The organism is Actinocorallia herbida, assembly GCF_003751225.1.
In the GTDB taxonomy this organism is placed as follows: Bacteria; Actinomycetota; Actinomycetes; order Streptosporangiales; family Streptosporangiaceae; genus Actinocorallia; species Actinocorallia herbida.
Genome location: NZ_RJKE01000001.1, coordinates 5,673,210 through 5,691,961 on the forward strand (window position 1 = coordinate 5,673,210; position 18,752 = coordinate 5,691,961).

18 protein-coding genes and 1 pseudogene are annotated in these 18,752 nt (G+C 69.9%); 2 read left to right on the plus strand and 17 right to left on the minus strand.

Translation table 11 applies throughout. From position 1 onward, the window contains the following. Positions 1 to 4 precede the first annotated feature (4 nt). The 14 genes from EDD29_RS25725 to EDD29_RS25790 form a co-directional block, all read right to left on the minus strand. Positions 5 to 1,045 (minus strand): ABC transporter ATP-binding protein, encoded by a 1,041-nt coding sequence (locus tag EDD29_RS25725; protein ID WP_211359899.1) that lies wholly within the window; start codon positions 1,043 to 1,045, stop codon positions 5 to 7. Continuing rightward, positions 1,035 to 2,051, minus strand: a complete 1,017-nt coding sequence (locus tag EDD29_RS25730; protein WP_123666869.1) for an ABC transporter ATP-binding protein — start codon at positions 2,049 to 2,051, stop codon at positions 1,035 to 1,037. Before EDD29_RS25730 ends, EDD29_RS25725 begins: the two co-directional genes overlap by 11 nt. A gap of 11 nt (positions 2,052 to 2,062) precedes the next feature. Then, positions 2,063 to 2,980: an ABC transporter permease gene (locus EDD29_RS25735; protein ID WP_123666870.1), complete on the minus strand. Its 918-nt coding sequence runs from the start codon at positions 2,978 to 2,980 to the stop codon at positions 2,063 to 2,065. Next, positions 2,977 to 3,930 carry an ABC transporter permease gene (locus tag EDD29_RS25740; protein WP_123666871.1) on the minus strand — a complete coding sequence of 318 codons (954 nt, stop codon included), beginning with the start codon at positions 3,928 to 3,930 and terminating at the stop codon, positions 2,977 to 2,979. Before EDD29_RS25740 ends, EDD29_RS25735 begins: the two co-directional genes overlap by 4 nt. Before the next feature lie 93 nt (positions 3,931 to 4,023). Beyond that, positions 4,024 to 5,586 carry an ABC transporter substrate-binding protein gene (locus EDD29_RS25745; protein ID WP_123666872.1) on the minus strand — a complete coding sequence of 521 codons (1,563 nt, stop codon included), beginning with the start codon at positions 5,584 to 5,586 and terminating at the stop codon, positions 4,024 to 4,026. Positions 5,587 to 5,793: 207 nt separating this feature from the next. Next, positions 5,794 to 6,192 (minus strand): Rieske (2Fe-2S) protein, encoded by a 399-nt coding sequence (locus tag EDD29_RS25750; protein ID WP_123666873.1) that lies wholly within the window; start codon positions 6,190 to 6,192, stop codon positions 5,794 to 5,796. 15 nt (positions 6,193 to 6,207) lie between these two features. Then, a complete protein-coding gene (locus tag EDD29_RS25755) occupies positions 6,208 to 6,981 on the minus strand; it encodes a dienelactone hydrolase family protein (protein WP_123666874.1) in 774 nt (257 codons plus the stop codon). Positions 6,982 to 7,005: 24 nt separating this feature from the next. Continuing rightward, positions 7,006 to 7,995 carry a substrate-binding domain-containing protein gene (locus tag EDD29_RS25760; protein ID WP_123666875.1) on the minus strand — a complete coding sequence of 330 codons (990 nt, stop codon included), beginning with the start codon at positions 7,993 to 7,995 and terminating at the stop codon, positions 7,006 to 7,008. 5 nt (positions 7,996 to 8,000) lie between these two features. After that, entirely contained in the window at positions 8,001 to 8,402 is a 402-nt protein-coding gene (locus EDD29_RS25765; protein WP_170201571.1) for a VOC family protein, read from the minus strand. Positions 8,403 to 8,603: 201 nt separating this feature from the next. Beyond that, positions 8,604 to 9,098, minus strand: coding sequence for a VOC family protein (locus tag EDD29_RS25770; protein WP_123666877.1), 495 nt, complete (start codon positions 9,096 to 9,098; stop codon positions 8,604 to 8,606). 264 nt (positions 9,099 to 9,362) lie between these two features. Then, positions 9,363 to 10,148 (minus strand): IclR family transcriptional regulator, encoded by a 786-nt coding sequence (locus tag EDD29_RS25775; protein ID WP_123670680.1) that lies wholly within the window; start codon positions 10,146 to 10,148, stop codon positions 9,363 to 9,365. Between the two features lie 63 nt (positions 10,149 to 10,211). Continuing rightward, positions 10,212 to 11,360, minus strand: a complete 1,149-nt coding sequence (locus EDD29_RS25780) for an FAD-dependent monooxygenase (RefSeq protein ID WP_123666878.1) — start codon at positions 11,358 to 11,360, stop codon at positions 10,212 to 10,214. 57 nt (positions 11,361 to 11,417) lie between these two features. Further along, positions 11,418 to 13,043: a bifunctional 3-(3-hydroxy-phenyl)propionate/3-hydroxycinnamic acid hydroxylase gene (locus EDD29_RS25785; protein WP_246053007.1), complete on the minus strand. Its 1,626-nt coding sequence runs from the start codon at positions 13,041 to 13,043 to the stop codon at positions 11,418 to 11,420. 70 nt (positions 13,044 to 13,113) lie between these two features. Beyond that, entirely contained in the window at positions 13,114 to 13,887 is a 774-nt protein-coding gene (locus EDD29_RS25790; RefSeq protein ID WP_123670682.1) for an IclR family transcriptional regulator, read from the minus strand. Between the two features lie 76 nt (positions 13,888 to 13,963). Between EDD29_RS25790 and EDD29_RS25795 the strand changes: the two genes are divergently transcribed. Beyond that, entirely contained in the window at positions 13,964 to 14,779 is an 816-nt protein-coding gene (locus EDD29_RS25795; RefSeq protein ID WP_246053009.1) for a fumarylacetoacetate hydrolase family protein, read from the plus strand. A 1,243-nt stretch (positions 14,780 to 16,022) separates the two neighbouring features. Beyond that, positions 16,023 to 16,208, plus strand: a pseudogene (locus EDD29_RS48210) (FtsX-like permease family protein); the annotation flags it as partial. Positions 16,209 to 16,268: 60 nt separating this feature from the next. Here the strand turns inward: EDD29_RS48210 and EDD29_RS25805 are convergent. The 3 genes from EDD29_RS25805 to EDD29_RS25815 all read right to left on the minus strand — a co-directional run bounded on the left by EDD29_RS25805 (position 16,269) and on the right by EDD29_RS25815 (position 18,723). Continuing rightward, positions 16,269 to 16,469 carry a hypothetical protein gene (locus EDD29_RS25805; protein WP_123666879.1) on the minus strand — a complete coding sequence of 67 codons (201 nt, stop codon included), beginning with the start codon at positions 16,467 to 16,469 and terminating at the stop codon, positions 16,269 to 16,271. A gap of 369 nt (positions 16,470 to 16,838) precedes the next feature. Next, on the minus strand, positions 16,839 to 18,077 hold the full coding sequence (locus EDD29_RS25810; RefSeq protein ID WP_148086098.1) for a CE1 family esterase: 1,239 nt from the start codon (positions 18,075 to 18,077) through the stop codon (positions 16,839 to 16,841). A 346-nt stretch (positions 18,078 to 18,423) separates the two neighbouring features. Then, positions 18,424 to 18,723, minus strand: coding sequence for a helix-turn-helix domain-containing protein (locus EDD29_RS25815; protein WP_123666881.1), 300 nt, complete (start codon positions 18,721 to 18,723; stop codon positions 18,424 to 18,426). Positions 18,724 to 18,752 lie beyond the last annotated feature (29 nt).

The window sequence follows — 18,752 nt, forward strand, 5'->3', positions numbered from 1 at the left end:
CTCCTCACTCGGACTTTCGGATGCCCGCACGATGGTCCGGGACGGCGCTCTCGGCCGGCTCTCCGTCCACGAGCGGAAAGTGGCAGGCCGCGTACTGCCCCGGCCGCACCTCCCGCATTAGGGGGCTTTCGCCGCGGCAGACCTCCTGGACCCGGGGGCAGCGCGTGCTGAAGCGGCAGCCGCTGGGCGGGTCCAGCGGCGAGGGCACGTCGCCCTCCAGCGCCGGTCCCTCGAACGGATTCTCGGGATCGGTGGTGGGCACGGAGTTCAGCAGCGCCCGCGTGTAGGGGTGCGCCGGATGGTCGTAGACCTCCAGTGCATCGCCGAATTCGCACACCGTGCCCAGGTACATCACCATCACGACGTCGCTCACCGAGCGCACGACGCTGAGGTCGTGGGCGATGAAGACGACCGTGAGGTCGTACTCGGCCTTGAGGTCCTCGATCAGGTTGAGGATCTGGGCCTGCACCGAGACGTCGAGCGCGGACACCGGCTCGTCGCACAGGAGCAGCCGGGGGCCGACCGCGAGGGCCCGTGCGATCGCGACGCGCTGGGCCTGCCCGCCGGAGAGCTGGCGGGGCAGGACGTCGGTGAACCGCTCGTCCCCCAGGCCCACGCGCTCCAGGGTCGAAGCGGCCACCTCGGCCTGCTCCCGGGCGGGCCTTCCCGCCGCCACGAGCCCTTCCGCCACGATGTGCTTCACCGAGCGCCTGGGGTTCAGGGACGCGACCGGGTCCTGGAAGATCATCTGCATGTCGCGGCGCAACTCGCGCATGCGCTTCTCCGAGACCTGGTCCACCCGTTCGCCGCCGAACGTGATCCGTCCCGTCGCGCCGTGGTCGAGCCGGAGGACCGCCCGTCCCGTCGACGACTTCCCGCATCCCGACTCGCCGACGATCCCCAGGGTCTCCCCCGGCATGACGTCGAAGCTGACTCCGGCCACGGCCTGCACCGTGCCGGCCGCCGTGGTGTACTCGACCACCAGGTCTTCCACCGTCAGCAGGGCGTTCTCACCCCGAAGGTGCGCGTTCCCACTACCGGACAACGGACTCTCCTCCTGCAGGAACCGCATTCGTGTGCTGGACCGGGTTCATGCACCAGACCAGGTGTCCCTCGCCCACCGCGACGACGTCGAGGTGCCCGTCCGAGGAGCATGCGCTGGACGCGGCGTGGCAGCGGGACTCGAACCGGCATCCCGGCGGCGGCTGGGTCGGGTCGGGCAGCGCGCCGTCGATCAGCGGGAACCGGGCGTGCCGCTGGTGGTCGAGGGTGGGAGTGGTGCTCAGCAGCGCCTCGGTGTAGCGGTGCCGCGGCGCCTGGAAGACCTCCCTCGTCGCGCCTACTTCCGCGATGCGGCCGGCGTACATGACGCCGACCCGGTCGGTCTGCCCGGCCACGACCGCGAGGTCGTGGCTGATGAGGATCATCGACATCCCGTGCGTGCGCTGCACCCGGCGCAGCAGATCGAGGATCTGCCGCTGGATCGTCACGTCGAGTGCGGTGGTCGGCTCGTCGGCGATGAGCAGATCGGGTTCGCAGGCGAGCGCGATGGCGATCATGAGGCGCTGCCGCATTCCGCCGGACATCTCGTGCGGATAGTTGTGCAGCCGGCGCTCGGGGTCGGAGATCCCGACCTCCTTGAGCAGTTCGAGGGCACGCCCCCGGGCTTCGCTTCTGCTCTTGCCGAGGTGCTTGCGCATTCCCTCGGTGAGCTGGCGTTCCACGCGGACGACCGGGTTCAGGGCACGGCCGGGGTCCTGGAAGACCATGGCGATCTCCTTGCCCCAGACGTTCCGGCTCTCGCTCTTGGGGAGGGCGAGCAGGTCGCGTCCTTTGAACACGATCTCTCCCGAGACTCCCGTCTGCCGGGTGGACAGGCCCATGACGGTGCGCGCCATGACCGACTTGCCGGAGCCGGACTCGCCGACGACCCCGAAGGACTCACCGGCGCCGACGTCGAACGAGACGCCGTCGACCGCGCGGACGACGCCGCGGGGCGACCGGATGTGCGTGCGCAGCTCGCGTACGCTCAGCAGCGGACCGCTGTTCATGTGCGCCTCCATCAGTCCCGCACCGTCCTGTCCAGGCGGCCGCGCAGGTGGTCGCCCACCTGGTTGAGCGCGAACACGGTGAGGAAGATGCACATCGACGGGACGATGACGATGTGCGGGGAATCGGACAGGGCCGACTGGCCCGCGCTGATCATGCCGCCCCACGACGGCCGCGGGGCGGGGATGCCCAGGCCGAGGAAGCTGAGCGACCCCTCGGCGACGATCATGGACGCCATGACGATGGGCAGGTAGGCCGCCAGCGGCGGGAGCACGTTCGGGAGGATCTCCCGGAACAGGATCCGCCGGTGGCCGAACCCCATGTTGCGGGCCGCCCGCACGAACTCCCGCGTCGACCAGGACAGGGTGTTCGCCCTGGCCAGCCGGACGAACGTCGGGACGCCGATGACGCCCAGCGCGAGCACGACCGTCGTGATGTTGGGGGTCACGATGGACGCGATCGCCAGCAGGAGGATGAGCGGGGGGAAGGCGAGCATCACGTCGGTCAGCAGGGAGATCCCGGTGTCCAGGTGACGCCGGAAGTACCCGGCGATCAGCCCGAAGAAGGAGCCGACGACGAACCCGAACATGCCCGCGCACGCGGACACCACGAGCGACACCTGTGCGCCGGAGATCACCCGGGACAGCTCCGAGCGGCCGAGGTCGTCGGTGCCGAGGAGCAGCGCGAACGACGTGAAGCCGGGGCCGAGCCTCGGGACGTCGACCGGGACGGAGTAGGACGGCAGCGGGAGGAGCGGCGCGACCAGCGCGAGGCCGATCGCGAGTACGAGCCAGCCGTAGGAGAGCCAGACCAGGACCGACCCTTGCTTCGTCCCGGCCGGAACCCGGGGCTCCGCCTCCGCGGCGACGCCGACCGGTTCGGTGGCGGTGTCCCCGTGGCCGGAGACGGGAGCGGCTTCTTTGAGCTTCACGCCGTCATCACCTTCCGCACGCGAGGGTCGAGCAGCCCGTAGCTGAAGTCGACCAGGAGGTTCATCAGCACGTAGACCGTCGCCACGAACGTCACCATGCCCTGGACCATGACGATGTCCCGAGAGGTGATGGACTGCACGAGGAGTCCGCCGCATCCGGGCAGGGAGAACAGCACTTCGACGATGACCGTCCCGCCGAGCAGGCGCCCCAGGTTGATGCCGAGCACCGTGACGAGGGAGAAGGCCGAAGGCCGGAACGCGTGCCGGAACATCACGTACATCCCGCTCATGCCACGTGCGCGGGCCGCGGCGATGAAGTCCTCGCCGAGCGTCGAGATCAGGTCGGTGCGGAGCAGCCGGTGCAGTGCGGCGATCTCCTGGACGGCGATGGCGAGCGCCGGGAGGAAGGCGCTGCCGAGGTTCGCGCCGAGTCCGTCGCTCAGGGGCTTCCATCCCAGCACCGGGAAGACGGGCAGCTGCATCGCGAGGAAGTAGACGAGCAGCGGTCCCGCGACGAAGCCCGGGGTGGACAGGAACACCGACGACACCGCGTTGAGCGCGCGGTCGATCCTGCTGCCCGGCCTCGTCGCGCCGACGACGGCGAAGACGGTGGCCGCCGCCAGGGCGATCGCCATGCCGAGGAAGGCCAGCTCGAAGGTCACCGGAATGCGCTCGATGATGGCTTCGCGCACAGGCTGCTGGCTCACCAGGGAGCTGCCGAGGTCGCCGTGCAGCGCGCCTCCGAGCCAGTCGAGGTACTGCTGCCAGGGCGGCTGGTCGAGCCCCAGCTTGGCGTTCAGGGCGGCGATGTTCTCGTCCGTCGCGTTCTCGCCGAGAATCCCCTCCGCGACGCCTCCGGGCGTGAGGCTCAGCAGTGCCTGCGCCGCGATCGTCACGAGGAGGACCACCAGGAGCCCGCGCGCGACCCGCTTGACCGCCGTCGTCAACATCGGACTGTTTCCGTTCTTCCCACGTACACGTCTTGCCTTCATTTCTGCCGGGGCGGATGCTCCGGCCTGCCGGGCAGGCCGGAGCATCCGGTCCTACTTGCTCAGCCAGAGACCGTCGGCCAGGAGGGAGCCCGTGCCGTACAGGTCGAGGCCGCCGACCTTCGTGCCCGCCACGGCGACCAGCGGCTCGCGCTGGTAGAAGATGCCGGGGACGAGCTCCACCAGCCGCTGGACGGCGGTCGTGTAGACGTCCTTGCGGGCGTCACCGGCGGCCGTGCTGCTTCCGGCCTTGAGCGCGTCGTCGAGCCGGCCGTCGTCGATGCCGACGGAGTTGCGCGGCGACGTGCTCAGGAAGGCCCGGGCGACCGCCGGGTCCGGGTCCTGGAAGGTGACCGCGGCGACCGTGGCGTCGAAGTCGTGCTTGCCGAGGATGCGGCCCGTGTCGGCCCACTCCGCGACCTCCACCTCGACGGTCACGTTCTTGTACCGGCTCAGCTGGGCCTGGACGGCCTCGGCGATCTTCTCGCTGCCCTGGAAGGTCGTGAACGTGAACGACACCGGCTTCCCCGCGGCGGCGAGCTGGTCGAACATCTGCTGCGCCTTCGCCTTGTCGTACGAGTGCAGCTTGATGTCGTTGTAGAGCGGGCTGCTCTTGGGGAAGAAGGTGTCGGCCACCTCTCCGTTGCCCTGGTTGATCGCCAGGTTGAGCGCGTCCAGGTCGAGGGCGGCGCTGACGGCCTGACGCGCGGCCAGATCGTCGAACGGCGCACGCGCCTGGTTGAGGGCGATGTACTGGCCGCCGCCGACCGGTTCGACGTCGACCTGAAGGCCCGCCGTCCGGGCCTTCGCCACCACGCCCCAGTCCTCGATCATCGAGACGTCGGCGCCGCCGGCCTGGAGGCTGTTGAACCGCTGGTCGGCCTTGGACGAGAAGGTGATGTCGATCCCGTCGAGGTAGGGCTTCGGCGCGTTCCAGTACGAGGGGTTCCTGGTCAGCGACAGCGCCCCGCCGCGCGTCCAGTCCTTCAGGGCGAACGGTCCGGCGCCGACCGGGTCGGCGTCGAAGGCCTGCGCGCCGTTCTTCAGCACGGCCGGTGAGGCGATCCAGTCCAGCGAGGAGAGGATGACGTTGCCGCCGAACCGGGGCGTCGGCCGGGTGAGCGTCACCTTGAGGGTCGTGCCGTCCTCCACCTCGGTGCTCGCGATGAGCGAGGCGTCCTGGATGGAGTTGCTGCCGAGCGTGGGGTCCTTCAGACGGTCCCAGTTGTACTTGACCGCGGCGGCGTCCAGCGGTGTGCCGTCGGAGAACTTCAACCCGGCGCGCAGGGTGAGCACGAAGGTCTTGCCGCTGTCGGACGTCGTGAAGCCCTCCGCCATGTCCCCGGAGACCTCGCCCGTCTCCGGGTCGTTGGTGAGGAGCGTTCCGTACAGGGCGTTGCCGAGCAGGGCCTGGCCGCGGTTGTTGTTCTGGAGGATCGCCGGGTCCAGATTGTGGGGCTCGCTGACGAGCACCGCCCGGAGTACGCCGCCGGAGACCGGATCGCCGGACGGGCCGCTCGCGTGCCCCGTCGATCCGCTGGTACCGCCGCAGGCCGCGAGGAGCAGCGCCAGTGGACCGGCGACCGCGGCCACCCGCATTCGTGGGCTTCCGAACATGGTTGTCCCTTCAGAAGAAGCAGCTGGGGTGGGTGGGGTGGGAACTGCTGGGGCCGACTCCTGAACGGCGGTACTTCCGGCCTGATCCGCGGATCAGGCCGACTCTCCGCGACTGCCGGGGATTACGTGCTCCAGGTCACACGATGGCTCTCGATGATCTGTAAGTCAAGACATATGTCCTGATATACAGAACATTCGAATAAGCCGTTATGGGGCTGGCAGACGCACGAAGACGACACCGTCGACCACTTCCACTGGGTAGGTGGGAATGGGCCCCCGGGCGGGCTCGCCGGCGTCCGTCCCGGTGCGCAGCGAGAACCGCGCCAAGTGCAGAGCGCACTCGATCTCGCACGTCGCCGGCAGGATCCGCCCGGTGTCGAGCCACCAGGGCCGGTGTGTGCAGCGGTTGCCGACGGCGAAGATCTCCCCGTCGCAGGCGAGCGTGAGGATCTCGTGCCCGCCCGTCTTGGTGACGACGCGTTCGCCGTCCCGCAGAAACCGGCTGACCGGACCGACCTCGACGAGAGCGCTCCCGCTCCCCCGCCTCGGCGAGGCCGTGTCCGTGTCGACCGCGTCGGAGCCGCTGTCGTGATCAAGGTGATCCACGACGTTCTCCCTCCATCACGCGCGCGCGGCGCTCCCTCCGCCGCGCAGATGCTCATCGAACAGGTGCAGCACCCGGTGCCAGGTCCTGCCGCCCGGGTCCGCATGGTCGTCGATCCGCGCCTTGGCGAGGAACCCGTGCCCGAGGCCGGGGAGGATCTCGTACGCGAACTCCGGGTTGGCCTTCTCGGCGAGGCCGGCATATTCGCGGACGTGGTCCAGGCCCACCCCGTGGTCCTCCTCGCCCCAGAAGGCGAGGACCGGTCCTCGCTGGCTCTCGACCACGTCGATCGGGCGGGGCGGCGGCATCACGATCGTCGGCTGGGGCACCGGGAAGCCGTAGTAGGCGACCGTGACCATGTCGCCGCGGGCCGAGGCGAGATCCAGCGCGAACGTGCCGCCCATGCAGAATCCGACCGACCCGACGCGGGCCGCGCCCGTACGCTCGGCCAGCCAGCCGCACGCGTCGCCGAGGTCGCGCAGCGTCCGCGCCTCGTCGAGCCGCGCCCGGCGGGCGAAGGCGCTTTCGAGGTCAGGCCCCGCCACCGGGCCCTGGCGGAAGAAGTAGTCCGGCAGCAGGACCGTGTGGCCGGCGCCGGCCAGCCGGGCCGCGAGCGCCTCATAGAACGGGCTCGGACCGTGGATGTCCGCGATGACGACGATGCCCGGTCCCGCACGCCCACCGGTGAAGAGCGTGCCCGGCATCGCCTCGCCGCCCGCCACCGGCACCCGGACCTCCGACCGGTCGACGACGGGCGTCTCCTGGCCTTCTGGGACCTCGGTATGGCACATCGGTCTTCCTCCTCTGTCTCTCGCTCAGAGCGACGCCGTCGAAGGCGCACGCAGGAACAGCTCGTCCACGTCGAGCCGGCGGGGTGTGATCGACTGGTCGGCGCAGTGGTCGAGGAACAGCTCGATCGTGGGGCGGTTCGGTTCGACGCCGTACGGCCAGAAGTCCTCGCCGATCAGATCGCGCGCACGCGCCGCGTTCGCCGCGGCCCAGGGCAGCGGGTAACTCGGGACCACGGCGCTCAGCGCCCGCCTGATGGAACGGTCCTTCGCCTCGGTGAACATCCGCTCCAGCTCGAAGGAGAAACCGGGGTGGGCGTCATGGAACTCCCGGCGCACGACGAGCACATGCATGATCGGGAAGATCCCGGACCTCTTGGCGTACTCCATCTCGTCGAAGGTGTGCTTCTTGAACAGCCGCCTGACCCGCCGATCCCTCCGCTCGACGCTCGCCGGCGGACGCGCGCTGATGACCGCGTCCACCTCTCCGTCCAGCAGCAGCCGGTCCAGCGTGGCCTCGGGCTCGGACCGGATCCGGAAGCCTTCGAAACCGATCTCGACCGGCTCTTTGCGGCCGGGCTCGTCCACCCCCGCCTGGATCCACTCGATCGACCGGGGGTCGACGCCGAACTCCGAGGCGAGGAGGCCGCGCACGTAGACCCCGGCCGTCTGCGCCCAGGCCGGGATGCCGACGCGCCGGCCGGCCAGGTCGGCGGGCTCGCCGACGGGGCCGTCGGACCGCACGTAGATCGCCCCGTGCCGGAACGCCCGGGCGGGGAAGACGGGCAGGACCACGAGCGAGTCGTCGCCCTGCCCCCGCAGCGCGGCCGCGACCGCGAACGACATCTCCGCCGCGTCCCACTCTCCCCCTTCGAGGAAACGGGAGAAGACCTCCTCCGGCGAGCCCGCCACGGTCACGTCGAGCTCCAGTGCCCCGCTCGTGACGCCGCCGGTCCACAGGTCCCGCGTGTGGTCGTAGTCGCCGACGCCGACCGCGAGCCGTTCGAGTGCCGTCATGCGGTTCACCACTCCCGATCGGGGTGCCAGGTGAACTCGACCCGGTGCCCGTCCGGGTCGCTGACGCTGCCCGTCTTGGAGAGGTCGTGCCCGCGGAACGGCTCCTCGATGTACCGCTCACCGATCTCGTCCAGGTGCGCGACGAACGCGTCCCAGTCTTCGACCTCGATCGCGAAGTGGATCAGGCCGGTGGCCTCCGCGCCCTTCTCGACCGGGCGGAAGTGGAGGTCGAAGTTGCCGTTGGTGAGGAGCATGGTGCCGCGCGGCGGAGGGTTCACCGGCTCGACGCGGGTCATCCCGAACACCCTGCCGTACCACTCCTGGGTGGCCTTGAGGTCGACCGTCGGAAAGTTGACGTGGTGGAGGCTGTGGCTGGGGGACTTGACCGTCCCTGATATTGCGGACATCGTATTCCTTTCACTTCTGAATTGTTCAACGCTCGTCGTTCCGGGCACGAACGTGCCCATCCAACTTTACGGTTGCCGACGGGCAGATCGCCTTATATATCACTGATTCAAGACCAGACCGTGGTGGTCCACAATGACGCGTTGGTCAATCAATGGATGCACGATCGGATGCCGCGGAAGCCTCGCGGAAATGCTCCGTGCTCAGGAGACCGGCTGGTAATCCGGTCCGCCGTCGGCGAGGAGCCGCTCGGCCTCCGCATAGATCTGGTCGACGGGCAGGTCGAGGTTCAAGGTCTTGCGGAACGGCTGCCGCACATCCCTGTCGATTCTGAGATAGACCTCGTTGCGGTTGCCCTCGGGGTCGAAGAAGTAGATCCCGAAGGCGTTTCCGTGGGTGACCTCCTGCTGCACCTCGATGCCGAGTTCACGGAACCGCTCGTGGAATCCGATGATGTCCTCCAGAGACTCGACCCGCCACGAGATCTGGTGCTGCATCTTCTCCCCGATCGCCGCCGTCCGGCCCTTCTGCAGGACGAACTCGTGATGCTCCACCTCGGGGCGGGCACTGAGGAAGACGATGCCGAATTCCTCGTCCTCGTCCGTCACCCGAAGTCCGAGAAGGCCGGTGTAGAACTCCTTCATCACCCCCAGATCATTGACCCAAAGGCCGGTGTGTCCCAGTTCCACTATGGCCATGCCAGCTCATCCCCTCGTGATTCGGCTGCGAACCGGTGGCCGCCACTCGGCGAATATCTCTATCCGGTTCGTCCTGTCGGTTAAACGACCCGACATCACCCAATCACGGTCGGCGGCCCGATCGTCCGGCTGTCCTATGATCCAGGACACCCCCTGGACGGGTTTCGCATTGCCATCGATCTTCGGGAATCTCTCTCGCCGCGAATCCGATCGGGCATGCCCGGCGCCCTGCAATTCGCAGGAGGCCGTACCGGGGAAAGAGCCTCAAGATGCGGGGGCGGCGAGCCGTTTCGCGATCTCGGCGGCCGCGGTACGGACGCCCTTCTCCATCTCGCTCGCCCGCGCGGCCGTCAGGCGCGACACGGGGACGGCGACGCTCACCCCGGCGCGCACCTCGCCGTCCCTGCCGAACACCGGCGCCGCCACTCCGACGATGCCCTCGTCGAGTTCTCCGCTCGCGACCGCGACGCCCCGGGTGCGGATCCGCCTGAGCCGGGTCATCAGCTCGTCGGGATCGGTGAGCGTGCGGCTCGTCAGCTTCGTCAGCGGCTGCTCACTGAGAACGGAACGGATGTCGTCCTGGTCCTCCCACGCCAGCAGCACCATCGCCGCCGCCCCGGCGTTGATCGGGAAGATGTGGCCGCGCTCGTAGGAGAGCGGGACCGGGCCGGCCTTCCCGACCCGGTCGAGGCACACGACGACCGAGCCGGACCTGCGTGTCAGGAGAACCGTCTCATGCAGGTCGTCGCACAGCCGCCGCATGACCGGACGCGCCGCGGTGTCCAGGCCGAGTCCCCTTCGCGCCAGCCGGGCGAGGTCGAAGACGCGCGGACCGATGCGGAACCCCGCCGGCCCCTCTTCTACGAGGCCCGCCGCCAACAGACTCTGCAGATAACGATACGCCGTGGATCGGGCGACGCCCAGTTGCCGAGCGATCTCCGCTCCGGACAGCGCCAGCCGCTCATCGGTATAAAGCAGCAGGATGTCCAGAGCTCGGTCGGCCGTCGAGTTGCGCTCCCGGTAGGAGCTGCGAGCCACAGATCCTGTCATGTAGGACACCATACTCGTGGCTCGCGTCAATGGGGAGACATCACTCCAGGGTTATACGCCAGGTCAGATCGGCTCGATCAGCGACTGCCGCATGCGGATGCCCATCTCCTGCGGATCGAAGTCCGGCGTCGGGTCGAACTCCCACTGACGGGCCTTGTAGCCGTAGTCGACGACCAGCTTGCACCGCTCGTACCGTCGCCGCGTGTAGGCCGTCAGGGCCTGCTCCAGGGGCAGGCCACCGCCGAGGCACTCCGTCAGCACGATGCCGTCCTCGATGGCCTGGGCCGCGCCCTGCGCGGTGTTCGGCGTGACGGCGTGGGCCGCGTCGCCGATCAGGACGACCCTGCCCTTGTGCCAAGGAGCCGGAGCGAGCAGCCACTCCTCGGGGCGCAGCACGATCTCCGCACCGGTGTCGACGTAATGGTCGCGCACGACTCCCGAGGGACCTCCGAAGCCGGCGAGTTCCCGCTTGAGGATCGCCCGCAGCTCGTCCCCCGACGGTCGCACCGCCCGGTCCCAGACGATGTTGACGAAGAGGTAGCCGAGGTCCTCGGCGAGCGGGACCATGCCCACGCCGATCCGCTCGCCGCGCTCGTTCCTGCCCTCCTGGCGGACGATCGCGTCCATCTCGGGGAGACGCGGGATGTTGATCCGGAGCACCGACTTGCCGGTGTACCGCGGCTCCTGCGGTGCGTCGAAGACATGGCCGCGCACCACCGAGCGCACGCCGTCCGCGCCGACCACCAGGTCCACCGTCCGGGTGGTGCCGTCGGTGAGGCCCACCTCGGCCCGATCGTGGAACTGCTTGATCTCGGTGATCGTCTTGTCGTACTCGATGGACGCGCCGACCGCGCGGGCCCTGTCGGTGAGGATGGCGTGCAGCCGCGGACGGGTGATGCCGTTCATCGCCGGGAAGTCGAAGCCCGGGATCTTCGGTCCGGGGATGGTGCTGACCAGGTTCCCGTCCATGTCGTACATGCGGTTCATGAACTCGGCCGGGTAACCCTGCTCGATGCACTGCCGGGCGCAGCCGATCGCGTCGAGCGCGCGGAGCTGGTTGGGCGCCTGGATGATCCCGACCCCGTAGACCGAGGAGTGCAGCGTGGGCTGGATCTCGATCACGGTGGCCTCGTGGCCTGCGTCCGCGAGGGCGATCGCGGTCGCGAGCCCGCCGATCCCCGCGCCGACGATCAGCACTCTTGCGTTGGGCATAAGAACCTCCTCTTGGTTGGTGGGCGTGAGTCCGGCGGGCGCCGGCCTCCGCCGCTGTCACATGGGTGCCGGGGCGGCGACCCGGTCCAGCCGGGCCGCGAGCCGTCGCGCGACCGCGGCGGCCTCGCCGGCGGCGAACACCGCGGCCACGTAGCGATCGGGCCGGACCACCACGAAAGCGCCCTTGGCCGCTTCGAGCGCGGCTTCGAGCGCGCCGTCCGCGTCGGCGACGGAGACGTGCCCGGCTCCCGTTCGCGGCATCCGGTCTCCCAGCACGACGTCGACGGCGGAGGCGCGCAGCCGTCCGTCGAAGGCCGCGAGCACCTGGTGCCAGTCCGCCGGATCGACGTCGACGCCGACGATCGCGAACCCGTCCCCGAGCACCGTGTCGGCCCGGCGCGGTCGCAGGCTGGGGGGAACCAGCACCAGCGGCTGCGGCAGCTCCCGTCCCGTCAGCTCGTGGGGCGTCCCCGCGACCACGCCGTCGGTGTACACGGCGACCGGCCGGAAACGCATTTCGGAGAGGTATCCGCGCCCGCGGGCGGTCAGCCGCATCGCGCGGACCACCAGGTCCCGGAGCAGCGCGCGAACCCTGCTCGTGGTCATGACGATCTGGCCGAGCCGCTCGGAGAACCGCACGGTCGCGAACGCGTGCGGCTTGCGCTCGGTCTCGTAGGTGTCCAGCACGCGCTCGCCGAACTCGCCGTGCCAGACCCCGGCCAGCTTCCACGCCACATTGGCGGCGTCGCGGATGCCGGAGTTCAGCCCCTGACCGGCGAACGGGGGCATCATGTGCGCCGCGTCGCCGAGCAGGAGGACTCGCCCGGCGCGCCATGCGTCGGCCACGACCGCGTTGAACGTGTACGCGGTGCACCGCTCGATCTGGTCCTCGGTGATCGGCCGGTGCCGGGACACGAGGCGGTGCACGGTGTCGAACGAAGGCCGCTCGCCCCGAACGCTCTCGTCGGGGAGCTGGAGGAATTCGTAGCGGCACCGCCCGTCCCGGCCCGGCACGACCACCGTCGGGCGACGGGGATCGCCGTGGTGCATCCCGTACCGCTCACGATGGTGGTCGCCGACCGTGTCGACGACCAGCCAGACCTCTTCGTGGCTGGTCCCGGTCATGCCGATCCCGCAGAGTTCGCGGACCGTGCTGCGGCCGCCGTCGCAGCCCAGCACCCAGCTCACCGGCTCCGTGCTGATCCGCGCCGAACCGACGTCGCGCAGGTACACGGTGACGGTCCCGTCCGGTTCTTCGGTGTACGAGACGAGTTCGGTGCCGAAGCGCACCTCGACCCCGGGCCGTTTCTCCACCGCGGCCACCAGGGCCGCCTCCAGTTCGGGCTGGGCGAACTGGTTCTTGAACGGGAAACCGCGCCGGTAGGGCGGTTTCGGGCCTCCGGCATGGAAGAGCGGCCGGTTTCGGCGGTCGAAGTATCTCGTGCCCGTGCCCGGAACCACGATCTTCAGCACGGTCTCGGCGAGGCCCGAGGCGGCGAAAGTGCGCAGCGACTCATCGTCGATGCTGATCGCTTTCGCCTCGTCGCTCGTCGTGCTCTTGCGTTCTACCACGAGGACTGGGACGTCACGCGCCGCCAGCAGGCTCGCCACGGTCAGACCGACAGGTCCGGCACCGACGACGAGCACACGGGGCGGTGTCCCGGAAGCTGCATCGATGATCACGAAGAGACCGTATCGAGCAGTCCCAAAATCGGGGAAATGTGTCCTGAAATACAGGACGCAGGCTGTGCCGCTAGCCGAGCGAGAGCCGGAGGGTCAGGTCTTTTGCGGCGCTGCGCACGCCCTCCTCCAGCAGCTCCGCGGAACCGGCCGGATGCTGCCTGGCGAGCGCCGCGACACTGATGGCGGCGCGGACCCGGCCGTTGCCGTCGAAGACGGGGGCCGCGATGCCGAGCACCTCGGCATCGACCTCGCCGCGCGAGACCGCCGCGCCGCTGGCCCTGATGCGCCTGAGCCGGGCCGCCAGCACTTCGGGATCGGTCACCGAGCGCTCGGTGTACCGCTCCAGGGTAGCCGTCGCGAGAAGCTCCGCCACCGTGGCGTCGTCCTCCCACGCGAGCAGCACCTCCGCGGCAGCGCCCGCGTTGAGCGCGAACACGTGGCCGGGCTCATAGGAGATCCGGATCGGGCGGGTCGACTCGACGGCGTCCAGGCAGACCACGACGTTGCCCGACCTGCGCGTCAGCAGGACGGTCTGCTCGGTGCGTTCGGCGAGGCGGCTCATCACCGGCCGCGCCAGCTCCAGCAGGCCGGAACCGCTGCGGGCCACACGGGCCAGCTCAAGGATCTTCGGGCCCAGGCCGTAGCGCCCGTCGACCTCCTCGACGAAACCCGAAGCCGTCAGGCTCTGCAGGTAGCGGTACCCCGTGGAGCGCGCGACGCCGAGGTGCTGGGCCACCTCGGAGCCCGACAGAGTTCGCTGCTCCTCACTGAAGAGCAGAAGGACATCAAGGGCGCGGTCGGCCGTGGAGTTGCGTTCACGGTAGCCGCCTGCACTTCCTGTCATGCAGGACATGCTACCCAGAGATCAGCACCGTGTGCTTCGATCAGGCGAACGTCACCCCTCGACAGAAGGACCCTTCGTGCGCTTCGCGTCATACCTCAATGCCCTGGGAGAGCCCGCCGTCGGCCAGGTCCGCGGAGACATGGTGGCCCCGCTCGCGGACGTGTCCGCCATCGACGCCACCACCCTTCCCGGGCTCCCACAGGCCGCGACCAGCGGTGATCTTCTTCCGCTCGACTCGCTGACGCTGCTCCCGGTGGTCTCCGCGCCGGCGAAGGTCTTCTGCGTCGGCCTCAACTACGACGCCCACATCACCGAGACCAAGCGCTCGGACTCCGAATACCCCGTGCTCTTCCCCAAGTACGCGTCGAGCCTGATCGGACACGACCGGCCGATCGTGCTCCCGCCCGAATCGGCCTTCGTCGACTATGAGGCCGAACTCGCCGTCGTGATCGGCAAGGCGGGCCGGCGCATTGCCGCGTCCGAGGCGATGGCGCACGTGTTCGGGTACACGCCGGCCAACGACATCACCATGCGCGACTACCAGTACAAGACCCACCAGTGGATGCAGGGCAAGGCCTGGGACGACTCGACCCCCCTCGGCCCGGTCCTCGTCACCGCGGACGAGGTCGACGTGCACGATCTCGACATGACGCTCCTCCTCAACGGCGAGGTCATGCAGAAGACGAACACCTCGAAGCTCATCTTCGACATCCCCACCCTGATCGCCACCATCTCGGAGTTCACCGCCCTGACCCCCGGTGACGTCATCCTCACCGGCACTCCCGGCGGAGTCGGCTACCGGCGCGATCCCCAGGTCCGCCTCCAGGACGGCGACACCGTGGAAGTGTCCATCTCCGGCCTCGGCACGCTGCGCAACCACGTCTCAGCGTGACCCCGACCACGGGGACTGTTCCGCGAAGGGTGTGCCTCAGAGAATCCGAGGAGACGCCATGAGCGAGGATCCCCCCGTGATCGTGGAGGCCGGTCTGTCCGATTCGCGGCAGGACAAGAACAAGGTTCAGGACGAGCAGCGGGCGCTGGAAGGTTCCGGGACTGTTCCGCGACGGGCGTCGCGGTCTTCGGGGTGCTGTCGGCCTCCTACCGCGCGGCGCGGGTGCGCCCGCTGGACGCCCTGCGCGACGCCCCGCGTGCCAGCCGCGTGATGGCCGCCCGCCGCTGGCTGTCGGGTGTGTCCGCGCTCGCCCCTGACCGTCGTGCTCGTTGCGGCAGGGCACGGGGCGGATCTGCTGATCGCGATGGCCGTCTCGGTCTTCGGATCGATCGCCCTCAGCGCGTTGAGCCCGCTGGCCGTTCCCCTGGCCGGCCGGCTCCTGGGGACGCTGCTGCGGGCGAGCGCTCTCGGCGGGCTGGCGCAGGCCGACCTGCGTGACGCGACACGGCGCAGCGCCTCGACGGCCGCGCCCGTCATCGTCCTGGTCGGCCTGCTGGCCGGCCTGACCGGTGCGCTGAACTCGCTCGCCCGCGCCACCGGCGCCGACCTCCAGCGCATCACCGCCGCCTACCTGGTGGTCACGTCGACCGGCGCGGCCGCGGCCCGGCTCCCCCGGATCCCCGGTATCTCCCTGGCCTCCCCGCAAAGCCAGGTGGAGATTTCGGTGACGTCCCGCCACCGGGTGGGCCACCGCTCCTACCTGCGGACCCACCATGCGGGGATCACCGCGGTCGACGCCGCCGGCTACCGGCGCACCCACCGCCTCGCCCTGCGCTCCGGCTCCCTGGAAGCACTCCACGGCCGCAGCATCGCCATCGGCCCACGGCTCGCCGCCCAAGGCGTGCGGGGCGGCACGGTCACGGCGCGGATCGGCCCCCGCAAGGTCGAACTGCGCCTCGTCGCGCGCCTACCGGAGGTCCTGGAGAACGGCAGCGACGACTTCCTGGTGCCGCGCGACCTGCTTCCCGCCGCGACGCTCGCCGAAGCGCCGACCGAGACCCTGGTCCAGATCGCCCCCGGCGTATCACCGCAGGCCGTCGCCGCACGGATCCGCGCCGCCGGGATCGGCGAGGTGCGCACCCTCGGCCCATGGGCCGACGCCAGGGTGGCGGTCCAGCAGCGCGGCACCATGGGGATCGTGGCCGTCCTGATGGGCAGGTCCGGCCTTTACGCCGCGATCGCGATGATCAACGCCGTCGTGGTCGCCGCCGCCGAACGGCGCGCGGAGTTCGCCGTCGCCCGCGCCACCGGGCTGACGCGCGGCCGGGTCGTCCGGATGGCCGTCCTCGAGTCCGCCGCGGTCACCCTCATCGGCGCGCTCCTGGGAGCCCTGGTCACCGCGGCCGCGCTGGCGGGTTTCCATCCGGGACGAGAAGGCGTGCGCGTCCTCGCCGTGCCCTGGGCCCTCCTCGGCCTGCTGATCGCGGCCTCACTCGCCGTCACCGGCGCCCTGACCGCGACCGGAGACGGATGCCGCGATTTCGGCCGCGACAGGGGCGAAGACCTCGGTCGCGCCGATACCGGCGCCGCCGGCCGGGTAGGCCCGGTCCGTCACCGAAGCCGTGGTGTTGCCAGGGGCATGCAGGCCGGCGATGGGGGCCGTCGCGGTGGAGGATCTGTGAGTGCTCATCGCGCGGAAAGCCGCCGCTCGTGCCGACGTCGCCGGGGAAGATCTGGACGGCGTAGAACGGTGCCGTGTCCTCGGCGGCGAAGGCGACGGAACCGCTCTACCGGGACCTCCATCGACTCCGGCGGGATGCCGCGCTGCGCGGAGAGCGTGTCGGCGCGCTTGATGGGGCCTCTTGCCGCGCCGGTCCCTGTTCCTCCGGGCCCGCCCGGTGAACGGCGGCCCCATCTGACCGATCCGGCGTGCACGGCCCAGCTGATCGCCCTGGCCGTCGACCGGCCCCGCGACGGCGGCCCCGGAGATCAGAGCCGCCGTCTCAGGTTCCGGCACGGGTGTGGTCCTTCGGCCGGTGCCCGGCGGGCGCCGTCGGCGCTACAGGTGGAACCGGGAGACGAAGTCCCAGATGACGGCGTTGGCGTCGATGTCGTAGGTGGTTCCCCCGAGGAAGGGGCCGAGGAACGGGGTGCCGCCGGGCCAGTTGTGACCGCCGCCCTCGATCGTGTAAAGGATCACGGGTGCGCTCGCGGGGCAGTCCCGGTAGTCGCGGCGGGTGACCGTGGTGTTGTCGCCGGGGTCGAGGTCGGGCAGGTCGGTGTCGGTGCCGGTGGCGGCGCATCCATTGTTCCGCGCCCAGAAGTCGGCGGACTCCGGGGCCTGCGCGTAGGGGACGACGAAGTCCCCGTCGCCGTGGATGAGGGCGATCGGGACAGGCCGACCGGGGTGGCAGGCGTCCCGGGCCGCCTGGTCGGAGAGCTGGCCCGAGACCGGGGCGTACGCGGCGAAGCGCTGGTTCTCGCAGGCCATCTTGCTGGTGAAGAATCCGCCGTTGCTCATGCCGGAGGCGTAGAGACGGTCGGGGTCGGCGTTGAACCGCTGGACGAGGATGTCCTGGAGCGCGGCGACGAAGCCCGGGTCGTCGACGTCAGGGCTCGTCGAGCCGGCGGGGACTCCCTGCCAGCCCTGGCCGTAGTGCTCGGGCGTGACCATGATGAAACCGCGGGTCTGGGCGTAGTCGGCCATCCGGCCGTAGAACTCGGCGATCGAGGGGGCTTCGAGCAGGCCGGGGAAGTGGAACAGCACGGGACGCGGCGTGCCGTCGTAGTCGTCGGGCAGCCGGAGTACGGCGCTCCGCTCCTGGCCGGCGTGGGTGATGCGGATCGCGTGGTCACCGGGATCGGGCCGACGGTCGAGCAGGGTGAAGCCGACCTTCTGGGTCGTGGACCGGGTTCCCCGCCGGACGGTGCCGTTCGCCTGCCAGGTGATCGTCCCGTCCACCGGGCTGGTGACGTTGCCGGAGACGTTCGCGGTGATCTGCACCTGCGCCTGCGGGTCGTTCAGGGCGAAGGTACCGGACAGGCCGAAGATGCCGTTACGGCTGATCTTGAGGTCGACGGTGGCGGTGCCTCCGGACGCCCCGGGGAGGGTGGCCGTGCCCTGGACCTTGTCGGTCTCGTAGTCGAAGACGCGGTCCGTGACGCTGATGCCGCCGGTGAGGTCGCCTTCGAGCCGGTAGGCGGGAGTGCCCGCCGCGGTGATGGTGAGGTGGTCGCTCAGCGGCGGGGCGGCCTGGGCCGCCGGGAGCGGAAGCAGCGCCACAGCGACTACGGCCATGGTGGGAAGGGCCACCGTCCTGGCGGCTCGGGCTCTTGCGGTTTCCGGGTCGGGATTCGACATCCGGCGCGGGGGGTGGGATCTCACGCGGCCTTCCTTCGCTGGAGGGTGCGCCGGCCGAAGTGCCCTCGGTACTCGTCGTCCGTCTCGCTCGGGCTGCCGGCGCACGATGAGGCTAAGCGCATGCTCAGCACCGGGCACTGAACGAATGTCAGATTCGGGTCCTTGGAAGTTGTACTTAATGATGAGTCTGCGGAATTTCCCAGGTGGGAGGGTTCCCGCTCCCTGTCGAGAAGAAGGCGTGCGCGCAAGGCGATCTGCATCGAGAAGCGCCGGTCGGGGTCCTCTAGACGGTCGCCGCAGAGAGATCCTGGAGCTTCCTCAGCCGGTAACGGACGGTCTGGGGATGGACGCGAAGGTAGGCCGCGATCCCGGGCACGTTGCGCCCCGCGAGGAGGGTCAGAAGGGTCTCGGCGAGCGGTCCGCGCCGGTTGCTACGCCCGCACCAAGCCGGGCCTACCTGGTCTCGGACGGAAGCATGCGGTTCCCGTAGCGCGGACTCAGAGGTGATGTCCACCGCGGCGGATTCGACGCGAGCGCCGGTCTCGGCCGCGATGGCGGCCGCGGCCGCGGTGTCCCCGTTCAACGACGGAACAGCCCCATCCGTGCCGCCGG